The following is an 18,338-nucleotide window of genomic DNA, read 5'->3' as shown; positions in this document are numbered from 1 at the left end:
CTCAGTCGCAGCAGTGTGATCCGGCGGCCCGCGGCACGTCGAGGGCGGGGTTGCGGTCGAAGAACCCGACCGGCCTGAGCTTGAACCCGGTGTAGTCGACCGGCATGATCGGCCAGTCCTCCGGGCGCGGGAAGTGGGTGAGCCCGAAGGTGTGCCACACGACGAGGTCCTGCCCGTCGATGTCCCGGTCGTCCGCCACGTAGGCGGGCAGCCCGGCGCCGCCGGGGTGCTGGTTGACGAAATCACCGGCGGCGTAGCGCTGCGCGGGGTCGTAGCGGGTGACCCACAGGTGCTTGGTGGCGAAGGTGGCGCGGCGGTGGATCGAGGACTCCTCGTCGGCGAGCAGCTCGGGATTGCCCTCGGGGATCAGCGCGTAGGCGACCGGATCGCCGAGCCGGTTGCGGGAGCCGGGGTTGGTGATGTGCCAGACGCGGCCGCGGCGGGGGCCGGCGAGCCGCTGCGCCTCGGACTCGCGCCGCAGCGGGGTCCGCCGGTGGGTGAAGGCGTTGCCGCGCGGGTTGTCCGGCCCGATCGGCACCCGCTCGACCTCGACCTCTTCGACCAGGTTCGCCGGCCCGTCCACGGCCATGTCCAGGCGCGCGCTGAACAGGTGCTGGTGGTAGGGGGCGCCCAGGCCGGGGGCGAGTTCGGCGGCGTAGGGGTAGCCCTTGCCGGGGTAGGCCGAGGTGAACACCACGCCGGTGGCCTTGACCTCGCACTCGATGGTGCCGTCGAGGTAGAGGTACCAGTAGAAGCCGTAGTCGTAGTTGCCGATGGTGGTGAAGAAGGAGATCACCATGCGGCGCTGGCGGCGGGTCTCCGACGAGCCGGCCCACAGGTCGGTGTGCTTCCAGAGGATCCCGTAGTCCTCCTCGTGCAGGCAGATCGCGTTCGGCAGCACGCGGGGGTGGCCGAACTCGTCGGCGATCACCGCGTCCAGGTAGGTGATCTCGCCCAGGCAGTCGCAGCCGAGCTCGAGCGCGTTGGCGTAGCGGCCGACGAGGTATTCACCGGTGTCGAAGTAGTTCTGCCACGAGCGGATGGGGGAGGGGTCGGCGTAGGGCACGACCATCTCCGAGATCGAGGCCCGGTGCACGATCGGCCGGTCGCGGCCGCCGTCGCGGAAGGCGATCCCGTGCAGGACCAGCCCCTCACGCGCGTCGAAGCCGATGCGCAGCGACCAGTTCTCCCACCTCAGCAGGTTCCCGTCGAGGGTGAAGCTGGGGCCCTCGGGCTGGGTGATCTCCAGCGGTTTCTGCGAGGTGCGGAGCGGACCGGTGACCGCGGGGTCGTCGAAGTTGCCCGGCTCGGCGGGAACCGGGACCGGCCCCAGGTCGATCACCCGGGTGACCTCCCGGGCCGTGACGTCCACGTAGCCGACGAGCCCGTCGACGGGGTGGGCCCACGCGTGGTCCCGCGGGTGCTCCTGGACGAAGGCCAGGCCGCGCAGGATGCGCCGCCCGGTCTCCTCCGGGTAGCCGAACACCCCGGCCGACAGCGGCGCCACGCGCACCTTCGCCACGTCCAGGTCGCGGGCGGCCAGCGCGGCCAGCCACCGCTCGTCCCTGGCGAGCACCTCCTCGACCAGGGCGAACTCCTCGTCCAGCACGGGCAGCTGCCCGTCCACGGCGGGGTCGAGCGTGCGCTGCGTGAGCACGGACTCCGCGGTGAGCGACACCAGCACGTCCCGGCCACCGGTGACGTCGTGCAGCAGGACGCGCACCACGCGATCGGGGCGGACCGCGTCCTTGGCGGGCTCTTCGAGCCCCAGGTAGGCGACCCGGGCGGTGCCGGGGAAGAGGCCGGCGCTGGTGAGGATTCGGCGGGCGGTGGTGATCTCGTCGGCGGTCAGCGGCGCGAGCGGGTGGGCCGGAGGCATCGTCGGACTCCTTTTTTCTCCACGTGTAGACGAAAGGGTGAGGCATCGTCGCCGCGAGCGCAAGGGGCCGTTACCGTGAAGGCATGCCGAAGCAGGTGGACCACGACCGGCGGCGCGCGGAGATCGCCGGCGCCGCGTGGCGCGTGATCGCCGAACGGGGCATCGACGCGGCCACCATGCGGGCCATCGCCGGGGAGATGGGCATGGCCAACGGCGCGCTGAAGCACTACTTCCCGGGCAAGAACGCGCTCATCCGCACCGCGTTCACCCGCGTGGTCGACAACACCGACGCCCGCGTGCGGGACCGCCTCGGCGAGGCGACGGGACTGGCGGCCCTGCGCGTGTTCTGCCACGAGGTCATGCCGGTCGAGGACGTCACGCGGCTGGAGGCCCGGGTCGTCCTGCCGTTCTGGCAGCGCGCCCTCGCCGACGCCGAGCTGGAGGCGGTCTACGACGCGGCGATGACCGCGTGGCGGGCGCGGATCGGCGGGTTCCTCCGCGACGCCCGCGCCGCGGGCGAGGTCCGCACCGCCGTCCCGGACGAGGTGATCGTCGAGCAGCTGCTCGCCATGCTCAACGGGGTGCAGGCCCTGGCGCTGCTCAGCCCGGGCACGACCACGCCGGAGCTGCAACGGCGGATGATCGACGCGTTCCTGGACGGGCTGGCGTAGGGGAATCCTTCAGCGGGCGAAGGGAAACACCCAATGTCGCCCGGAACCGCCCGTGATTAGCGTTTTTCAGCAACGCTGGCGAAAATCACGGGAGGCGTTCGTGCCGTTGGACGAAGACCTGTTGCCCGAAGCGCGGAAATCGTATCGTTACCAGTGGTACGTGGTGGCGGTGTGCATGGTCGCCTACGTGTTCTCGTTCGTCGACCGGCAGATCCTGTCGCTGATGATCGAGCCGATCAAGCGCGATCTGCACCTGTCCGACACCCAGTTCAGCCTGCTCAACGGGCTGGCGTTCTCCCTGCTGTACTCGGTGATGGGCCTGCCCATCGCGATTCTCGCCGACAAGCGCTCCCGCCCGCTGATCATCTCGATCGGGGTCGCGTTCTGGAGCCTGGCCACCGCCGCCTCCGGGCTGGCGAAGGGATTCGTGCACCTGTTCCTCGCCCGGATCGGCGTCGGCGTGGGCGAGGCCGCGCTGTCGCCCGCCGCGTATTCCATGTTCAGCGACATGTTCCCGAAGAGCAAACTCGGGCGCGCGTACGGGATCTATTCGCTGGGCTCGTTCATCGGCGGCGCCGCCGCGTTCATCATCGGCGGTTACGTCATCAACCTGCTCAAGTCGGTCGACACCGTCGCGCTGCCGCTGATCGGCGAGGTGCGGGCGTGGCAGCTGACGTTCCTGATCGTCGGGCTGCCCGGGGTCGTCCTGGCGCTGCTGGTGTTCCTCACGGTGCGCGACCCGCGGCGCCGCGGGCTGCAGCGCGACGCCGACGGCGGCGTGCGCAAGGTCGCGCTGCGTCACGTGTTCGCGTTCCTGTGGGCCCACCGCCGCACGTTCACCGCGCACTACCTGGGGTTCTCGCTCTACGCGCTGGTGCTGCTCGGGATGATGGCGTGGACCCCGGCGTTCTACATCCGCACCTTTTCGCTGACCTCCACGCAGGCCGGTTACCTGCTCGGCGTGGTGGTGCTGGTCGCCAACGGCAGCGGCGTGCTCTTCGGCGGCTGGCTGGTCGACCGGCTCGCCCGGCGCGGCCACACCGACGCCGGGATGCGGGCGGGGGTGATCGGCGCGCTGGGCATGATCGTCCCGGTCGTCGCGTTCACCCAGGCCGGGCAGCTGTGGCTGTCGCTGGTGCTGCTGGCCGTGGCGATGTTCTTCGCGTCCTTCCCGATGCCGGCCTCCACCGCCGCCATGCAGGTGCTCAGCCCCAACCAGATGCGCGCCCAGGTGTCGGCGATCTTCCTGCTGATCTCGAACCTGATCGCGCTCGCGCTGGGCACCACCCTCGTCGCGCTGGTCACCGACCGGGTCTTCGGCGACCCGAAGATGGTCGGCTCCTCACTGTCCATTGTCTACGGTCTCGCCTCCGTGGCGACCGTGCTGCTGCTGTGGCGCGGGTGCCGGCACTTCCGGCACAGCCTCGCGGCCGAGCGGGAGACCGGGGAACGCGCCGCGCAACCGGAAGGAGTCAGCTAGATGAGGATCGCAGTGCTGGGCGGTGGCCACGGGTGCTGGGCCGCGGCGGCCGAACTGGCCGAGCACGGGCACGACGTGCGGTGGTGGCGACGCGACACCGCCGCGCACCAGGCCCTGCGCGACGCCGGTGCGATCACCGTGCGCGACCACCGCGGCACCCGGCACGTGCGGGTGGGTCAGCTGGTCACCGGCCTCGCCGAGGCGGTGCGCGAGGCCGAGCTGATCGTCGTCCCGCTGCCGTCGACCACCCACCCCGACCTGGCCGCCCGGCTCGCCCCGCTGCTCACCGACGGGCAGGTGGTGTTCCTGCCGCCGGGCACGCTCGGGTCGGTCCTGTTCGGCAAGGCGCTGGCCGACGCGGGCAACCCCGCCGACGTCGCGTTCGCCGAGACCGGCACGCTGCCCTACCTGGCCCGCCGCCACGGCGACACCGAGGTGGTGATCAGCGGCTACGCGACCCGGCTGCCCACCGGCGTGTTCCCGGCCCGGCTGGCCGGCAAGGCGTTCGACGTGCTGCGCGCGGCCTACCCGAGCGTGGAGGAGAGCGAGGACGGGCTGAGCGGGGCCCTGATGAACGCCGGGCCGGTGATCCACCCGCCGCTGATCCTGATGAACGCCGGGCCGCTGGAGCACTTCGACGCCTGGGACATCCACAACGAGGGCACCCAGCCCGCGATCCGGCGGGTCACCGACGCCCTGGACGCCGAGCGGATCGCGCTGCGCGAGGCGCTGGGCTACGGCGCGCCGCACTTCCCGCTGGCCGACCACTACGCCACCGACGGCGACGAGTGGATGTACGGCCGGGCCGCGCACGAGAAGCTGACCGACAGCGGCGACTGGCGGGAGAAGATCGACCTGCTCACCCACCGCTACATGCTGGAGGACACCCGGCTGGGCCTGTCGCTGCTGGTGTCGGTGGGCCGCTGGGCGGGGGTGCCGACGCCGGTCGCGGCCGGTCTGCTGAGCCTCGCCTCCGCCGTCACCGGGCGCGACCTCTACGCCGAGGGCCGCACCCTGGAGAGCCTCGGGCTGGCCGGGCTGTCCCGGCCGGAGCTGGCCCGCCTGCTGCGGGAGGGTTTCACCTCGTGAGCGACGACATCGCCGTGGTCGGGGCCGGCCGCATGGGGGAGGGCATCGCGCTCACCTGCCTCGCGGCCGGTTTTCCCGTGGTGCTGGCCGACGTCAAGGACCGCGCCGGAGACGAACGGAACGCCTACGCCGGCCGGGTCCGCGCGCGCCTGGCCGGGAAGCTCGGCGAGGACGCGCTGGCCCGGTTGACCGTGTGCGGGCGGGAGCCCGGGACGCTGTCCGGCGCGGCGGTGGTGTTCGAGGCGGTGCCGGAGGTCCTGGAGATCAAGCGGGACGCGCTCGCCTGGGCCTGTGCGCAGGTCGCGGGGGACGCGGTGATCGCCTCGACCACGTCGACGTTCCTGGTCACCGAGATCGCCGCGCTGGTCGGGCGGCCGGAGCGGGCGGTCAACGCGCACTGGCTCAACCCCGCCGACGTGATGCCGCTGGTCGAGGTCAGCCGCAGCGACGACACCGACCCGGCGGCGGTCGCCCGGCTGACCGGCCTGCTGGAGCGCCTCGGCAAGATCCCGGTGGTGTGCGGGCCCGCGGCGGGCTACATCGTGCCGCGGCTGCAGGCGCTGGTGATGAACGAAGCGGCCCGCATGGTCGAGGAGGGCGTGGCGAGCCCCGCCGACATCGACCTGGCCGTGCGGGCCGGGCTCGGCCCGCGGTTCTCGGTGCTGGGGCCGCTGGAGTTCATCGACTGGGGCGGCGGCGACATCCTCTACTACGCCTCCCGCTACCTGACCGACCGGCTCGGCGACCGGTTCCGGCACCCGGACGTGATCGAGGAGAACATGACGGCCGGCCGCCGCGGCCTGCGGGACGGGACCGGGTTCTACGCCTTCGACCCCGGCCGGGTGGCGGAGTACCGGGCGGCGCGGATGCGGGAGTTCGCCGAGCTGTTCCGCCTGCGCGAGCCGGAGTTGCGGCACGGCACCGAGGTACCGACGCGGGACTGAGCGGACGGGGCTCGTCGCGAGCGCGACGGGCCCGTCCTGCGGATCCGGGATGCGCCGCGATCAGCCGGCGAGGTTGCGCAACTCCGCGCCGAGGGAGTCGAACACGGAGGTCCTCCCGCGACGGCACTGCCTCTGCGCCCCGGGCGGGGGAGTACAGCCACCAGAAATTGCCCCACGGGTCGCGCAGGGTCCTCACCGCCGAAGAACGGCGCTACCTCGGTGACCACCACGGCGCCTCGCGCGGTGGCGCGATCGGGCACCGAGTCGCCGATCGCCACCTCGGCGTGGATCTGCAGCTCGACCGGTTCGGCCTCGCTTGACCCCGGGTACCGGTCCGGCGCCCGCGACGGCCAGGCGCGTAATGATTCGCCACCCCTGGCGACTCCCTTCGGTCACCGTGGGAAAGGGGACGACCGATGCCGCTCTACCTGTCCAAGTTCAGCTACACGCCGGAGACGTGGGCCCGGCTGGTCCGCCACCCCGAGGATCGCCGGACGGCCACCCGGTCCTACATCGAGTCCGTCGGCGGGACGCTCCACGGGTTTCTGGTACGCCTTCGGCACGCATGACGGGCTTCACCCTGTGGGAGGCTCCGGACAACGTGTCCATGGCCGCGGTCGCGCTGGCGCTGAGCAGCGGCGGGGCGATCAGTTCGCTGGACACGACGGTCCTCCTGACCGTCGACGAGACAATGGAGGCGATGAGCCGGGCCACCCAGGTGGGATACCGGCCTCCCGGGGCGTAGCCCTGGCGCCGCTCACCCGCCCGCGGCCGGACGCCGGCTGATCCTCACCGGCTCGCCTCCGGGACCGCCGCGGCCCGGCGGTTCGCCCGGAGCGCGCGGGCCGGCGCGGTCTCCGGCAGGCAGAGCAGGCACACCAGCGACAGCACCAGCAGCGCGGCCAGGTAGAAACCGACGTTCACCGCCTCCCCGGTGCCGGCGACGATCCGGTTGGCGATCATCGGCGAGATGCCGCCACCCAGCACGGCTCCGATGTGGTAGCCCACGCCCACCCCGGACTGGCGCTGCTCCCGCGGGAACAGCTCGGAGAAGAACGTGTACATCGGTCCGAAGAGGACACCGGTGGCGCAGAACCCGATGATCACCGCGGTGTTGACGGCGGCGGCCGTGCCCGCCGAGCTGAGCGGGAACATCACCAGCGCGGAGGCCAGCGACAGCACGGCACCGGCCAGCATCACCGGCTTGCGGCCGACCCGGTCGGACAGCCACGCCGCGCCCACGTTGCACAACGCGTGGCAGACCAGGGCGATCATCGAGCCGTTGACGATCGGCTGGCGGGGCAGCCCGAGGCCCTCCGGGGCGCGCGCCGTCGCGTAGGACAGCATGAACGTGGCCAGCGCGAACGTGCTGGCGGTGAGCCCGATGTTGACGCCCGCGATCAGGCCGAGCCGCCGCCAGTTCGACTTGACCACCGCCAGCAGCGGCGCCTTCGCGCGGGCGCCCTCCTGCTCGGCCATCTGCCGGAACACCGGGCTCTCGGCGACGCCCTTGCGGATCCACAGCCCGACCACGAGCACCAGGCCGCCGGCGAGGAACGGGATCCGCCAGCCCCAGCTCAGGATCGCGTCGTCGGGCACCAGCAGCACCAGGGTGAAAGCCAGGTTGGCCAGGATCGTGCCGACGGGCGATCCGATTGCCACGAAGGACCCGTACAGGCCGCGGCGGCGCTGCGGCGCGTGTTCGATCGCCAGCACCGCGGCGCTGGAGTTCTCGCCGCCGCGCGCCAGGCCGTGGCACAACCGCAGCAGCACCAGCATGACCGGCGCGGCGACCCCGACGGCCGCGTAGGTGGGCAGCACCCCCATGCCCAGCGTCGCCAGGCCCATCAGGACGAACGCGCCGAACAACGCCGTCTTGCGGCCGCGCCGGTCTCCGAGCCAGCCGAAGACGGCGCCGCCGAGCGGGGCGGCCACGAAGCCGATCGCGAACGTCGCCAGGCTCATGAACGTGCCGAACCACGCGTCCCCGGTCGCGAAGAACACCTGGCCGAACACCAGGGCGGCCGCGGTTCCGTAGATCTGGAAGTCGTACAGCTCGAGCGAGGTGCCGACCGCGGCGGCCACGCCGATGCGCGGCAGGCTGGGCCGGGCGGGATCCTGTGTGGTCATGGACCGTCCTCATCGTCCGTGGGAGTTCCCGCTACGGTAGGAAAACGCCGGCCGTGCCTCCCAGTCGCAAATCCCGCAGCCGCGTAGGGAAAACCCGTAGCACGCTTGACAAGGTTCGCGCCGGTGACAGATGGTGTGCGGCATCGTGCCTCCCGCTCGGAGAAGGAGAATCTCGTTGACCGACACCGCTCTCGAAGCACTCGCCCGGCGGGTCGACGTTCTCGAGGCCGAAGCCGACATCCGCCGGCTACAAGCTCGTTACCTGTTCCTGTGCGACACGCCGCTGCCCGAGTACGGGGTCACCGGCGACGCGGAGCGCATCGAGCTGATCCTCCAGCTCTACACCGAGGACGCGGTGTGGGAGGGCGTCGGCGAGTACTACGACGGCCAGTTCGGGCGGGCCGAGGGCAAGCAGGCCATCCGGGAGCACTTCGCGCGGTTCTGGGGCGAAAAGCGGGACCCGGCGCTGGTGCTCAACGCGCACTACCTGACGTCGGAGCAGATCCACGTGCACGGCGACACCGCCGACGGGCAGTGGATCCACATGCAGCCGTGGCTGTTCTCCGACGGGTCGGCGCTGCTGCGGTCCAGCCGGCTCAACAACGCCTTCCGCCGGGACGGCGGGGTCTGGCGGATCACCCGCACCCGCACCGAGAACGTGTTCGTGGCGCCGCTGCCGGACCGCTTCGCCAGCGACCACCCGTCGGCGTCGGTGCTGCTGAAGCCATGACGGGCGAAGCGGTGGTGCACATCGTCGACGACGACGAGGGGCTGCGGCAGTCGCTGGCGTTCCTGCTGGAGAGCGTGGGGATCCAGGCGCTGACCTACCCGGACGCACCGGCGTTCCTGGCCGAGTTCGACCCGGACGAGCCGGCGGTGGTGATCGTCGACGTGCGGATGCCCGGCATGAGCGGGTTCCAGCTGCAGGAGGAGCTGACCGCGCGCGGCTACCCGGCGCCGGTCGTATTCTGCTCGGCGCACGGCGACATCCCGATGTCGGTGCGCGCGCTCACCCGCGGCGCGGTGGACTTCCTGGAGAAACCCTACGAACCGCAGCGGATCCTGGAGGTGGTGCAGCGCCAGCAGCAGCACGCGTGCCGCCGCTTCGCCCGCGACGCCGCGCGCCGGGCCGTGCAGCAGCGCCTGAGCCAGCTGACCCAGCGGGAACGCGAGGTCCTGCGGCTGGTGGTGGAAGGGGTGTCCAGCCAGATGGCGGCCAACCGCCTGGGCACGAGCGTGAAGACGATCGACGTGCACCGGGCCCGCATCAAGGCGAAGACCGGCGCGGAGAGCCTGGGCGCCCTGGTGCACGACATCCTCACGCACCGGGTGACGGTGTAGAACGCATCCGAGCGGCGCGTTGCACCCGGGCGACGGGTGGTCGGCCGCGCAAGTCGCCCGGGTGAGCCTCACCCCGCCAGGGTGCGTTCCACCCAGCAGCCCGTCGCCAGCAGTGCCGTTTCCTCGCGTGCTCGGCCGATCAGTTGCAGCCCCAGCGGCAGGCCGTCCGCCGTGGACAGGCCGGGCACCGCCAGCTGCGGGGCGCCCAGTGCCTGCCACGGGCGGCTGAGCACCGGGTCACCCGTCGCGGCCAGGCCGGCCGGTGCGGGGCCCGGTGCGGCGGGGCCCAGGATCGCGTCGCAGGACCTCAGCAGCTTCGCCACCGTCCCGGCGGCTGATCGCACGACCTCCTGCGCCCGCCGGTACTCCGCCTCCGGGGTGCGGGCGCCCGTCCGCAGCAGGTTCGCCAGGGGTGCGCTCAACTCCGGCGCCCGCGCCAGCTCGTCGACCAGCTCCCGGGCCGCCTCGTAGGCCATCACCACCGGGTGCGCGGCCGTCACCTCCGCGATCAGCCGCTCCTCCGGGAACGCCTCGACCACCGCTCCGGCCGCGACCAGGCGATCACGCGCGGCGGTGAGCGCCTCCCGCATCGCGGGGCCGGCCGTCCCGGTCCACAGCAGCAGCCGCGGCGGAACCGGCGGCGCCGCAGCCGCGTCCGGCTCGCCCGTCAGGGCCGAGAACGCCAGCGCGAGATCCCCCACCCCGGCCGTGTAGAAGCCGTGGCTGTCCAGGCTCGGGCTCAGCCCGGTCACCCCGTCGACCGGGAACCGGCCGTGGCTGAGCACCAGCGCCGCGACCCCGCAGAACGCGGCGGGCCGGATCACCGACCCCGCGGTCTGCGACCCCAGCGCCAGTGGCACCTGACCCGAGGCGACCGCGGCCGCGGACCCGCTGGACGAGCCGCCCGGCGTGTGACCCGGCGCGCTCGGGTTGTCCGTCGGGCCGGGGGAGAAGAACGCGAACTCGGTGGTGATGGTCTTCCCGACCGGCACCGCCCCCGCCCGCCGCCACGCGGTGACGATCGCCGCGTCCGCCCGGGCCGGCGGGGCGCCGGCGCGCAGCGGGGAACCGCACCGCGTGGGCAGGCCGGCGACGTCGATGATGTCCTTCACCCCGAGCGGCACCCCGCCGAGCGGACCGGACACGACGGGCTCCGGCGCCTCCGCGAACTCCACCCAGGCCCGCAGCCTCGGCTCGGTTTCCGCGATGCGTTCCCGCGACCGCCGCAGCGCCCCGTCCACCGGGCCGGTCACGAGTTCACGCAGCGACCACGGCGCGCGCAGCGGGTTCACGCGTCCTCCCAGGCGGCCTCGGCGACCCAGAAGTCCATGCCGCTTTCGCTCACCCCGTGCCGCCACTCCGAGATCCGCCGCAGCGTCGGCTCGACCTTCGCGGTGACGGCGTCGGCCGCCTCCGGGCCGTCCTCGGGCACCTGCCAGTGCACCCAGCTCAGCTCGCGGCCCTGCGCGTCGTGGACGAACAGGTCCACGTGCCGCCAGCCGTAGCCGTGCGTGTCGGTGTAGCAGGTCAACGTCATCCGTTCCATGCGCGCTCTCCTAGGCGGCCGTGGTGCCGAGGCTGTGGAACCGGCGCCGGAAGTACACCAGCGCCGCCGGATCGTCCCCGGTCAGCACGGTGTCGACCTCGACGAACAGCACTGAGTGCGACCCCGACGCCTGCTCGCCCACGATGGTGCCGATCACCGACGCGCACGCCCCGGCGAGCACCGGGACCCCGTGCGTGTCCAGATCCCACCGCCCGTCGGTGAACCGCTCGGCGGTGGGCACCCCGGTGGCGCCGGCGAAGTGCAGCGCCAGGTCCTCCTGGCCGGCGCCGAGCACGTTCACCGCCAGCCGGCCGTTGCCGAGCAGCACGTCGTGCGAACGGGCGGTGCGGTTGACGCAGACCAGCACGGTGGGCGGCGAGTCCGTCACCGAACAGGCCGCGCTCACGGTCAGGCCGGCGCGGCCGCGGGGGCCGTCGGTGGTGATGACGGTGACCGCCGCCGAGAGGGTGGCCATCGCGGCGCGGAACTCGGTCTGCCGCCGGGTCAGCTCGGGCACGATTCCTCCAAACGATCGCCGGACAGCTCGACCGTACGCGCGCGCCGGGGCGGGCGGAAATTGCGACTTCTTCCCGCCCCGGTAAGGGTTTCCCTTACTCACCGTGGAGTTCCGCGAGGGGCAGCGCGAACCCGAACCGGGACCCGCCACCGTCACGCGGCTCGGCCCAGATGCGGCCGTGCTGGCGCGTGATGATCCGGTGCGACAGCGCCAGGCCGATCCCGCTGCCGTGCTCCTTGGAGGTGAACGACTCGGCGAACGGGTCGCGCGGCAGGCCACGTCCCCGGTCCTCGACCGTCAGCACGCCCTCGCCGCCCTCGGCGTGCGTGGTCAGCACGATCTCGCGGCGCTCCGGATCACAGGCCGCGACCTCGTCGATGGCGTTGAAGCAGAAGTTGAGCACCACCTGCCCGGTCAGCACCCGTTCGCACCGCACCGGCACCGGGCCCGGGTGCTCGCGCACCACCACCGCGACCCCCGCCGCGTCGGCGCGCAGCCGCACGAAGTACAGGCACTCGGCGACGATGTCGCCGAGGTCGGCCACCTGCCGCACGTGTTCCAGGTGCCCGACGAACGCGCGCAGGGCGGCGACGATGGCGCTCGCCCGGTCGATCTGCCGGACCGCGCTGTCGATGCCGAAGGTCACGTGCTTGGCCGCGGCCTCGCCGGCGGCCGCCAGCGAGGCGGCGTGGCGGGCGGCGCCACCCAGGAAGTTGCCCGCCGCCGCGAGCGGCTGGCCCAGCTCGTGCGCGATCGCCATCGCCATGTCGCCCATCGCGTGGTAGCGGGCCAGGTAGTTCTCCTGCTGCAGCTCGCGTTCCCGGCGCAGATCGGCCCGCACGCGCCCGGACACGTCGTGCAGGATCATCAGCAACGCGTCCCCGCCGGTCTCCTGGAGCCGTTCCAGGCTGCCCTCCAGCCACACCGGCTCCTCCGCGGCGGTGACCGCGAGCTGCACCGTGGTCACCGGATCGGCCCGGTCCAGGACCTCCGGCCAGGACACCGGGCGCCCGGCGAGCCGCAGCGTGCCGTAGCGCTCCAGCGGGCCGAGCGGCTGCCCGCTGTCCGCGCCGATCACCTCCAGTGCCGTGTCGGTGGCGAACCGGAGCACCCCGGCGCGGTCCAGCATCAGCGCGATCGTCGAGGTGCGGTGCGCCAGCGCGTCCATGTAGGACGCGGTGCGCCGCAGCTCCTGCTCGACCTCCTGCTCGCGCTCGATGTCGCGGAACTGCACCATGACCGCGGTGCCCTGCGCGAGTTCCACGCGGATCGCGATCGCCTCGGTCGGGATCACCCGGCCGGTGCGCGACCGGTAGTGCCACTCGATGCTGTTGGTGCCCTTCTCGACCGCCTCCTGCAGCCACGCCCGGCCGATCACGCGGTCGTACTGGCGGGCCGTGCTGCTCATGTGGTGCGCCTTGAGCGGCCGCAGCTCGGCCACGCTCCACTCGAGCATCTCGCACGCGGCGGGGTTGGCCCACAGGATGTTCTTCGTCGCGGCGTCGTGCACGAGCACGCACATGCGGCTGGCGTTGAGCATCGCCACGAAGTCCTCGGTGACCAGTTCGGGCGCGCGGGGATCCACCTGCATCCCGCCAGCGTAGGCCGGGCGCGCCGGCGTCGCGCTGAAGGAATCCCCTACCCGGGGCCGCAGAACCACCAATTCCGCGCGGTGTCCCCGGCTGCCTACCGTCGGGAGGCAACCTGCGACGAGGAGGAGGCGCGATGGTGCACACCCCGGAGGGCGTCGGGTTCGGCGACGTCCTCGCCGAGCTCGCCCGGCGGCGGCAGGAGTTCCGCGAGCAGCGCTACGTGCCGAAGGACTTCATCGACCGGCTCAAGCGCATCGGCATCTACCGCGCGGCGACGCCGAGCAAGTTCGGCGGGCAGCCGCTGCCGCCTGCCGAGTTCTGCCAAGCCGTCGAACGGATTTCGGTGGTGGACGGCTCGGCCGGCTGGGTCGCCAGCTTCGGCTCCGCCCAGATCTACCTGGCCGCGCTGCCGCTGGAAACCCAGGCCGAGCTGTACCGCGACGGCCCGGACGTGGCGTTCGCGGGCGCGTTGTTCCCGATGCAGCGCGCCGCGGCCACCGAACGCGGCTACCTGGTCGACGGGCACTGGAAGTTCGCCAGCGGCTGCATGGGCGCCGACGTCATCGGGGTCGGCCTGCCCGGTGACGACGACTCCGGCGGCAAGCCCCGCACCGCCGTGCTGCGGCCGGACCAGGTCGAGATCGTCCAGGACTGGGACGTGGTGGGCATGCGGGCCACCGGCTCGTTCGACATCGTCGTGCGCGGGGTCGAAGTGCCGCGCGAATGGACGTTCATCCGCGGCGGCGCGCCGACCGTGGACGAGCCGCTCTACCACTACCCGACGATCGCCTACGCCTCCCAGGTCCTCGCCGTGGTCGGCGCGGGCGTGGCCCGTGCGGCGCTGGACCACGCCCGGCAGGCCGGCGGCGGCTACACCGGCGTCACCGGCGCCCCGAAACTCGCCGACCGGGCCTACTACCGCACCGAGGTCGCCCGCGCCGAGGCGGAGCTGAGCTCGGCCCGCGCCTGGTTCTACGACCTCAGCGACCAGGTGTGGCAGCACGTGCTGCGCGGCGACACCGCCACCGACGAGCACAACGCCCGGCTGCGGCTGGCCTCGGCGCACCTGGCGCGGGTGTCCTCGCAGGTGGTGGACCGGCTCGTGGAGATCTCCGGCACCGCCCCGATCTACACCGCCCACCCGTTGCGCGACCTGGCCGGTGACGCGCTCGTGCCCAAGCAGCACGCCTTCCTCGGCCCGGCCATCTTCGACTCCGCCGGCGCCGTCCTGATGGGACTGGCGCCCACCAGCCCCGGTTTCCGCTGACCCCCCGACGAGGAGGACCGAGATGAGCGCACCCCCGCTGCGCGTGCTGTTCTGCATCGGCATCAACCAGAACTTCTTCGACCTGCCTGCCGGCGGCATCACTCCGGGCCACGTGTGGCAGGCGTTCGTGTCCATGATGGACGGCATCAAGGCGTTGCCCGGCGTGGACTTCATCGGCGACATCGACGACGACTCGCACATGGTCGGCCCCTCCGACGGATGGCCGTGGACCGCCTACATCCTGGCCGATGTGGACACCGCCGAGACCGTCAAGGCCGCCTGCAACCTGTTCCGCACCACCCCGGTGGGCGACGGCGACGCGAAGCTGTGGCGCTTCGCCAAAGTCGAAGCCCGCATCGGCCGCGCGCTCACCGTGCGCGACGACGTCGAGCTGCCCGGCTGAGGAGAGGACACCATGACCGACGACATCTTCGCCGAGGCGCCCGCGGACCTCGTCCGGCCGGACCGGGTCGCCGGCCGCCTCTACACCGACCCGGAGATCTTCGAGCAGGAGATGACGAAGATCTTCGAGCGCACCTGGGTGTGGGTGGCGCACGACAGCGAACTGCCCAGGCCCGGCACCTTCAAGTCCACCTACGCGGGCCGCCAGCCGGTGATCGTCTCGCGCGACCGCAAGGGCACCCTGCACACGCTGCTCAACCGCTGCCGCCACCGCGGCGCCAGCCTCTGCGAGAAGCCGCGCGGGCAGGCCAACGGCTTCACCTGCCCCTACCACGCGTGGTCCTACGGCCTGGACGGCACGCTGCGCGGCATCCCCTACCCGGACGGGTACGAGGGCGTGGTGGACAAGAAGGACCTGTCGCTGCGCAAGCTGCGCACGGAGTCCTACGGCGGCATGGTCTTCGCGACGTTCGACCACGACATCGAGCCGCTGGAAGACTTCCTCGGCGACGCGAAGCTGTGGCTGGACCGGTTCATGAAGCAGGGCGGCGGCTACCCGGTCAAGGTGCTGGGCCGCCACCAGTTCCGGTTCCGCGGCAACTGGAAGATCCAGCTGGAGAACACCACCGACGGCTACCACTTCCCGATCGTGCACCGGTCGTGGATGGCGTCGGTGGACGCCGAGACCGCCGACATGATGTCGTTCATGACCGATCCGGCGGCGATCACGCACGCGCTGGGCAACGGTCACAGCGTCATGCAGATGGTGCCCGAGCACTCCGACCTCGACGCCGACGACGGCACCGAACCGCTGCAGGCGCGCTTCGGCCACGTCGTGGCCGAACTGTCGAAGACCCTCGACGACGCGCAGGTGCGCAAGCTGGTGCGCGCCATGCACGGCACCGGGTTCAACCTCAACCTGTTCCCGAACGTGTCGATGTCGGCGGCGTTCTTCCGCGTCCTGCGGCCGGTCTCGGTCGACGAGACGATCATCGAGCACATCGCGATCGGCCCGGACGGCCCGCCCGAGCTCGACGTCGTCAACCGCGAGCGGCTGCGCATCCACGAGCACTTCCAGGGCCCGTTCGGGTTCGGCACCCCGGACGACGCCGAGGGCTGGGACCGGGTGCAGCGTGGCGCCCAGGCGGCACCGGGCATGCCGATCCTGGTCAACCGCGGCCTCGGCCGGGAGAAGGCCGACGAGCACGGCTGGCCGACCTCCCACGTGACCGACGAGACCGGCATGCGCGCCGCGTACTCCCAGTGGAAGCAGATGATGAGCGATGACTGAGGCGACGATCATCCCGGCGGCCGACGCGCGCGTCACGCGCGCGATCGAGCTGGTCTGGCGCGAAGCGGAACTGCTCGACCGCAAGGACTACCTGGTGTGGCAGGAGCTCTACACCGATGACGCCTACTACGTCGTCCCGATCGACCCGGACACCGAGGACTTCGCCGGCTCGCTCAACATGATCTACGACGACGCGCGCATGCGGCAGGCGCGCGTGGCCCGGATGACCGAGGGCTACGCGATCGCCGCGGTCGACGCCGCCCGGACCGTGCGCACCGTGTCCCGGTTCGTGCCGGAATCCGTGTCGGACAGCGAAGTCGTGCTGCGGTCGGCGCAGGTGCTGATCGCGTACAAGCGCGGACGGCACGACATCTGGGCCGCCGACGTGCGCCACCGCATCCGGCTGTCCGAGTCCGGCAACCGGATCGCGGAGAAGGTCGTGCGTCTGGTCGACAGCGAGGACGCCGTGCCCGCCGCGGGATTCCTGCTGTGAGCGCGCAGACCGCCGTGGTCACCGGTGGTGCCCACGGCCTAGGCGAGGCGATCGTGCGGCGCCTGCGCGCCGAGGGCTACCGCGTCGCCATCGCCGACCTCGACGGCACCGCCGCCGAGGCGCTGGCGAAGGAACTCGGCGAGGCCAAGGGGTACGCGGCCGACGTCGCCGACCGCGCGGCCCTGGAGGGGCTGCTCTCGGCGGTGCTGGCGGATTTCGGGTCGGTGCACGTGCTGGTCAACAACGCCGCCCGCACCCAGGCGAAGAAGCTGATGGACATCACGGCCGAGGAGCTGGACGCGGTTCTGAAGGTCAACCTGGGCGGCACGTTCAGCGCCTGCCAGATCTTCGGCGCGCACTTCGCCGCGCAGGGCTACGGGCGGATCGTGAACATGGCCTCGCTGGCCGGGCAGAGCGGCGCGACCGCGACCGGCGGGCACTACGCGTCGTCCAAGGGCGCGATCCTGGCCGCCACCAAGGTGTTCGCCCGTGAACTGGCACCGCACGGCGTGACGGTCAACGCGGTGTCGCCCGGACCGCAGGACAGCCCGATGGTCCGGTCCATAGTGGACGATCTGGACGGGTTCGTGCGGACCATCCCGGTGGGCCGGCTCGGCGACCCGGCGTTCGTCGCGCGCATGGTCGCCCTGCTCGCCGCACCCGAAGCCGCCTCGGTCACCGGCGCCTGCTGGGACGCCAACGGCGGGCTGTACCTGCGCTGACCCCGAGGGAGGGACGATGACGACAACCGTGGTCCGCGTCGCGGAGGTCACCGAGGAGGCCACCGGGATCCGCAGCCTGCGCCTGGTCCGCGACGACGGCGCCCCGCTCGGGCCGTACGAGGCCGGCGCGCACGTCGACGTCACCGGCCCGACCGGTCTGGTGCGCCAGTACTCGCTGTGCTCGCCGCCGCACGAGACTTCGTCGCTGCTGATCGCGGTGAAGAAGGAGGCCGGCTCGCGCGGCGGCTCGGAAGCCCTGCACACCGTCGAGGTGGGCGACACGCTGCAGATCGGCGAACCCCGCAACCTGCTGCGGATCGCCGACGCCGACCGCCACGTGCTGGTGGCCGGCGGCGTCGGCGTGACCCCGCTGCTGAGCCTGGCCTACGAGCTGGACCGCCGCGGCGCGGAGTTCGAGCTGCACTACTTCGCGCGGTCCCGGGAGCAGGCCGCGTTCGCCGGGCTGGCGGAAACCGAGTTCGGGGCCCGGCTGCACTTCGGCGTCCCGCGAGCCGACCACCCCACCCTGCTCAAGGAGGTGGCCGCCGGCCTGGACCCGCGCGCCCACCTCTACACGTGCGGGCCCGAGGGGTTCATGGCGCAGGTCACCGCCGTGTTCGCGCCCGTCGTCGGCGAGGAGCACGTGCACGTCGAGCACTTCGTGGCCGCGGAGATCGACACCAGCGGAGACCGGCCGTTCACCGTCGAGCTGGACACCGGCGAGGTGTTCGAGGTGCCCGCGGGCAAGTCGATCCTGTCCGTGCTGGGCGAGAACGGCATCGACGTGTTCTCCTCGTGCGAGGAGGGGATCTGCGGCTCGTGCGTGTCCGGGGTGCTGGACGGCGTGCCGGAGCACCGGGACAACTGCCTGTCGGCGGCGGACCGCGCCGCCGGGGACCAGATGGCGCTGTGCGTCTCCCGCGCGAAGACGCCCCGGTTGAAGATCGAGCTGTACTGACCCGCTCGTGCCGGAG

At 72.3% G+C, this 18,338-nt stretch carries 20 protein-coding genes; 14 read left to right on the top strand and 6 right to left on the bottom strand.

What is annotated here, in order from left to right; translation table 11 throughout:
• Position 1 precedes the first annotated feature (1 nt).
• Positions 2-1,879: a primary-amine oxidase gene (locus D0D15_RS12785; RefSeq protein WP_115944453.1), complete on the bottom strand. Its 1,878-nt coding sequence runs from the start codon at positions 1,877-1,879 to the stop codon at positions 2-4.
• 83 nt (positions 1,880-1,962) lie between these two features.
• Between D0D15_RS12785 and D0D15_RS12780 the strand changes: the two genes are divergently transcribed.
• The 6 genes from D0D15_RS12780 to D0D15_RS36565 all read left to right on the top strand — a co-directional run bounded on the left by D0D15_RS12780 (position 1,963) and on the right by D0D15_RS36565 (position 6,808).
• Positions 1,963-2,550 carry a TetR/AcrR family transcriptional regulator gene (locus tag D0D15_RS12780; protein WP_094005393.1) on the top strand — a complete coding sequence of 196 codons (588 nt, stop codon included), beginning with the start codon at positions 1,963-1,965 and terminating at the stop codon, positions 2,548-2,550.
• A 100-nt stretch (positions 2,551-2,650) separates the two neighbouring features.
• Positions 2,651-4,030 carry a spinster family MFS transporter gene (locus D0D15_RS12775; RefSeq protein WP_198958215.1) on the top strand — a complete coding sequence of 460 codons (1,380 nt, stop codon included), beginning with the start codon at positions 2,651-2,653 and terminating at the stop codon, positions 4,028-4,030.
• Positions 4,031-5,119: an NAD/NADP-dependent octopine/nopaline dehydrogenase family protein gene (locus D0D15_RS12770; RefSeq protein ID WP_094005394.1), complete on the top strand. Its 1,089-nt coding sequence runs from the start codon at positions 4,031-4,033 to the stop codon at positions 5,117-5,119. It begins immediately after the preceding gene.
• On the top strand, positions 5,116-6,063 hold the full coding sequence (locus tag D0D15_RS12765) for a 3-hydroxyacyl-CoA dehydrogenase NAD-binding domain-containing protein (protein WP_094005395.1): 948 nt from the start codon (positions 5,116-5,118) through the stop codon (positions 6,061-6,063). The genes D0D15_RS12770 and D0D15_RS12765 overlap by 4 nt, the downstream gene beginning before the upstream one ends.
• A 416-nt stretch (positions 6,064-6,479) precedes the next feature.
• Complete coding sequence (locus tag D0D15_RS36570) at positions 6,480-6,632, top strand: hypothetical protein (RefSeq protein WP_198958216.1); 153 nt, start codon at positions 6,480-6,482, stop codon at positions 6,630-6,632.
• The gene (locus D0D15_RS36565) at positions 6,629-6,808 is read left to right on the top strand and encodes a GYD domain-containing protein (RefSeq protein ID WP_198958217.1); all 180 of its coding nucleotides are present in this window, start codon (positions 6,629-6,631) and stop codon (positions 6,806-6,808) included. The genes D0D15_RS36570 and D0D15_RS36565 overlap by 4 nt, the downstream gene beginning before the upstream one ends.
• 44 nt (positions 6,809-6,852) lie before the next feature.
• Here the strand turns inward: D0D15_RS36565 and D0D15_RS12755 are convergent, their stop codons facing one another.
• Positions 6,853-8,193, bottom strand: a complete 1,341-nt coding sequence (locus tag D0D15_RS12755; protein ID WP_115944452.1) for an MFS transporter — start codon at positions 8,191-8,193, stop codon at positions 6,853-6,855.
• A 175-nt stretch (positions 8,194-8,368) separates the two neighbouring features.
• Between D0D15_RS12755 and D0D15_RS12750 the strand changes: the two genes are divergently transcribed.
• Both D0D15_RS12750 and D0D15_RS12745 read left to right on the top strand, forming a co-directional pair.
• Positions 8,369-8,923: a nuclear transport factor 2 family protein gene (locus tag D0D15_RS12750; RefSeq protein WP_094005397.1), complete on the top strand. Its 555-nt coding sequence runs from the start codon at positions 8,369-8,371 to the stop codon at positions 8,921-8,923.
• Positions 8,920-9,534 carry a response regulator transcription factor gene (locus D0D15_RS12745; RefSeq protein ID WP_094005398.1) on the top strand — a complete coding sequence of 205 codons (615 nt, stop codon included), beginning with the start codon at positions 8,920-8,922 and terminating at the stop codon, positions 9,532-9,534. The genes D0D15_RS12750 and D0D15_RS12745 overlap by 4 nt, the downstream gene beginning before the upstream one ends.
• 68 nt (positions 9,535-9,602) lie before the next feature.
• Here the strand turns inward: D0D15_RS12745 and D0D15_RS12740 are convergent, their stop codons facing one another.
• From D0D15_RS12740 to D0D15_RS12725, 4 genes are all read right to left on the bottom strand, one after another.
• Complete coding sequence (locus tag D0D15_RS12740) at positions 9,603-10,826, bottom strand: amidase (protein WP_115944451.1); 1,224 nt, start codon at positions 10,824-10,826, stop codon at positions 9,603-9,605.
• Positions 10,823-11,080 (bottom strand): hypothetical protein, encoded by a 258-nt coding sequence (locus tag D0D15_RS12735; RefSeq protein ID WP_094005400.1) that lies wholly within the window; start codon positions 11,078-11,080, stop codon positions 10,823-10,825. Before D0D15_RS12735 ends, D0D15_RS12740 begins: the two co-directional genes overlap by 4 nt.
• Before the next feature lie 10 nt (positions 11,081-11,090).
• On the bottom strand, positions 11,091-11,597 hold the full coding sequence (locus D0D15_RS12730) for a flavin reductase (RefSeq protein ID WP_094005401.1): 507 nt from the start codon (positions 11,595-11,597) through the stop codon (positions 11,091-11,093).
• 94 nt (positions 11,598-11,691) lie between these two features.
• Entirely contained in the window at positions 11,692-13,188 is a 1,497-nt protein-coding gene (locus D0D15_RS12725; RefSeq protein ID WP_094005402.1) for an ATP-binding protein, read from the bottom strand.
• Positions 13,189-13,322: 134 nt separating this feature from the next.
• On the opposite strand from D0D15_RS12725, the gene D0D15_RS12720 reads away from it, so the two are divergent.
• From D0D15_RS12720 to D0D15_RS12695, 6 genes are read left to right on the top strand one after another with little or no spacing between them, the layout of a single operon-like run.
• Positions 13,323-14,456 carry an acyl-CoA dehydrogenase family protein gene (locus tag D0D15_RS12720; RefSeq protein ID WP_094005403.1) on the top strand — a complete coding sequence of 378 codons (1,134 nt, stop codon included), beginning with the start codon at positions 13,323-13,325 and terminating at the stop codon, positions 14,454-14,456.
• A gap of 22 nt (positions 14,457-14,478) precedes the next feature.
• Positions 14,479-14,859: a hypothetical protein gene (locus D0D15_RS12715; protein WP_094005404.1), complete on the top strand. Its 381-nt coding sequence runs from the start codon at positions 14,479-14,481 to the stop codon at positions 14,857-14,859.
• 12 nt (positions 14,860-14,871) lie between these two features.
• Positions 14,872-16,149: an aromatic ring-hydroxylating oxygenase subunit alpha gene (locus D0D15_RS12710; protein WP_094005405.1), complete on the top strand. Its 1,278-nt coding sequence runs from the start codon at positions 14,872-14,874 to the stop codon at positions 16,147-16,149.
• On the top strand, positions 16,142-16,642 hold the full coding sequence (locus tag D0D15_RS12705) for an aromatic-ring-hydroxylating dioxygenase subunit beta (protein WP_094005406.1): 501 nt from the start codon (positions 16,142-16,144) through the stop codon (positions 16,640-16,642). The genes D0D15_RS12710 and D0D15_RS12705 overlap by 8 nt, the downstream gene beginning before the upstream one ends.
• Positions 16,639-17,364 (top strand): SDR family NAD(P)-dependent oxidoreductase, encoded by a 726-nt coding sequence (locus tag D0D15_RS12700; RefSeq protein WP_115944450.1) that lies wholly within the window; start codon positions 16,639-16,641, stop codon positions 17,362-17,364. Before D0D15_RS12705 ends, D0D15_RS12700 begins: the two co-directional genes overlap by 4 nt.
• 16 nt (positions 17,365-17,380) lie before the next feature.
• Positions 17,381-18,322, top strand: coding sequence for a PDR/VanB family oxidoreductase (locus D0D15_RS12695; protein WP_094005408.1), 942 nt, complete (start codon positions 17,381-17,383; stop codon positions 18,320-18,322).
• Positions 18,323-18,338: the final 16 nt, after the last annotated feature.

This window comes from Amycolatopsis thermalba, assembly GCF_003385215.1.
Lineage (GTDB): Bacteria > Actinomycetota > Actinomycetes > Mycobacteriales > Pseudonocardiaceae > Amycolatopsis_E > Amycolatopsis_E thermalba.
Note: the sequence above shows the minus strand (reverse complement) of the source record. Positions and strands in the feature narration are given on the sequence as shown.